The organism is Rhizobium vallis (assembly GCF_003985155.1).
Lineage (GTDB): Bacteria > Pseudomonadota > Alphaproteobacteria > Rhizobiales > Rhizobiaceae > Rhizobium > Rhizobium vallis.
Genome location: NZ_ML133725.1, coordinates 1 through 2,500, shown reverse-complemented (window position 1 = coordinate 2,500; position 2,500 = coordinate 1). Strand labels below are relative to the sequence as shown.

1 tRNA gene and 2 rRNA genes (1 of these 3 cut by a window edge) are annotated in these 2,500 nt (G+C 54.8%); all 3 read left to right on the top strand.

The window, feature by feature from the left end:
• Positions 1–1,979 (top strand): 23S ribosomal RNA (locus EFQ99_RS34615); it begins 819 nt to the left of the window's first position.
• A 234-nt stretch (positions 1,980–2,213) separates the two neighbouring features.
• Positions 2,214–2,328, top strand: a 5S ribosomal RNA gene (rrf, locus tag EFQ99_RS34610).
• A gap of 95 nt (positions 2,329–2,423) precedes the next feature.
• Positions 2,424–2,500, top strand: a tRNA-Met gene (locus EFQ99_RS34605).

The following is a 2,500-nucleotide window of genomic DNA, read 5'->3' as shown; positions in this document are numbered from 1 at the left end:
AGGCCAATCAAACTCGGAAATAGCTGGTTCTCCGCGAAATCTATTTAGGTAGAGCGTCGAGCGAATACCCCCGGGGGTAGAGCACTGGATGGGCTATGGGGACTCACCGTCTTACTGATCCTAACCAAACTCCGAATACCGGGGAGTACTACTCGGCAGACACACGGCGGGTGCTAACGTCCGTCGTGAAAAGGGCAACAACCCTAACCTCCAGCTAAGGTCCCCAAGTCATGGCTAAGTGGGAAAGGATGTGAGGATCCCAAAACAACCAGGATGTTGGCTTAGAAGCAGCCATCATTTAAAGAAAGCGTAACAGCTCACTGGTCTAAATAAGGGTCTTTGCGCCGAAAATGTAACGGGGCTGAAGCCATGCACCGAAGCTGAGGATTTGCAGTAATGCAAGTGGTAGCGGAGCGTTCCGTAAGCTGATGAAGGGAGACCCGTGAGGGCTCCTGGAGGTATCGGAAGTGCGAATGTTGACATGAGTAACGATAAAGAGGGTGAGAGACCCTCTCGCCGAAAGACCAAGGGTTCCTGCTTAAAGTTAATCTGAGCAGGGTTAGCCGGCCCCTAAGACGAGGCGGACACGCGTAGTCGATGGGAACCACGTTAATATTCGTGGGCCTGGTGGTAGTGACGGATTGCACAAGTTGTTCATTCTTATTGGATTGGATGGGCAGCGGAGCGGTTCCAGGAAATAGCTCCACCGTATAGACCGTACCCGAAACCGACACAGGTGGTCAGGTAGAGTATACCAAGGCGCTTGAGAGAACTATGTTGAAGGAACTCGGCAAATTGCACGCGTAACTTCGGAAGAAGCGTGACCCCATGGTAGGCAACTATTGTGGGGTGGCACAGACCAGGGGGTAGCGACTGTTTATCAAAAACACAGGGCTCTGCGAAGTCGCAAGACGACGTATAGGGTCTGACGCCTGCCCGGTGCTGGAAGGTTAAGAGGAGAGGTGCAAGCTTTGAATCGAAGCCCCAGTAAACGGCGGCCGTAACTATAACGGTCCTAAGGTAGCGAAATTCCTTGTCGGGTAAGTTCCGACCTGCACGAATGGCGTAACGACTTCCCCGCTGTCTCCAACATAGACTCAGTGAAATTGAATTCCCCGTGAAGATGCGGGGTTCCTGCGGTCAGACGGAAAGACCCCGTGCACCTTTACTATAGCTTTACACTGGCATTCGTGTCGGCATGTGTAGGATAGGTGGTAGGCTTTGAAGCGGGGACGCCAGTTTCCGTGGAGCCATCCTTGAAATACCACCCTTATCGTCATGGATGTCTAACCGCGGCCCGTCATCCGGGTCCGGGACAGTGTATGGTGGGTAGTTTGACTGGGGCGGTCGCCTCCGAAAGAGTAACGGAGGCGCGCGATGGTGGGCTCAGACCGGTCGGAAATCGGTCGTCGAGTGCAATGGCATAAGCCCGCCTGACTGCGAGACTGACAAGTCGAGCAGAGACGAAAGTCGGTCATAGTGATCCGGTGGTCCCGTGTGGAAGGGCCATCGCTCAACGGATAAAAGGTACGCCGGGGATAACAGGCTGATGACCCCCAAGAGTCCATATCGACGGGGTTGTTTGGCACCTCGATGTCGGCTCATCGCATCCTGGGGCTGGAGCAGGTCCCAAGGGTTTGGCTGTTCGCCAATTAAAGCGGTACGTGAGCTGGGTTCAGAACGTCGTGAGACAGTTCGGTCCCTATCTGCCGTGGGTGTAGGAATATTGACAGGATCTGTCCCTAGTACGAGAGGACCGGGATGGACATATCTCTGGTGGACCTGTTGTCCTGCCAAGGGCATAGCAGGGTAGCTATATATGGACGGGATAACCGCTGAAGGCATCTAAGCGGGAAACCCACCTGAAAACGAGTGTTCCCTATCAGAGCCGTGGAAGACGACCACGTTGATAGGCCGGGTGTGGAAGTGCGGCAACGCATGAAGCTTACCGGTACTAATAGCTCGATCGGCTTGATCGTTCTCATTGACTATGCTCATCTCCCGGCGAAGGCTTTGCCTTCGTCCGGATCGATGATCAGACCTTTGTCCTGACGCGCCAATGGCGCTGCGGACGGCCCGCGCTAACAAGCGCGACGGCCTCTGGCCTGTATGGGTGCCACAAGCACTCGCAGCTGGAAAAGTTCAAAGACGTGTTCAAAAGAAAACAGGCTAATGCCTGCCAGCTTCTCAAACATTAAGTTGCGCTTTGCCGACCTGGTGGTTATGGCGGGGTGGCTGCACCCGTTCCCTTTCCGAACACGGCCGTGAAACGCCCCTGCGCCCATGGTACTTCGTCTTAAGACGCGGGAGAGTAGGTCGCTGCCAGGTCTGCAAAACGCAACTTAAATCTTCTCATCACACACAACGGCCCACGCCGTCACAAAAGGGTCGCGCTCGCGGCCCTTTCTGCTGTAAAATAATATCGCGGGGTGGAGCAGCCCGGTAGCTCGTCAGGCTCATAACCTGAAGGCCGCAGGTTCAAATCCTGCCCCCGCAACCA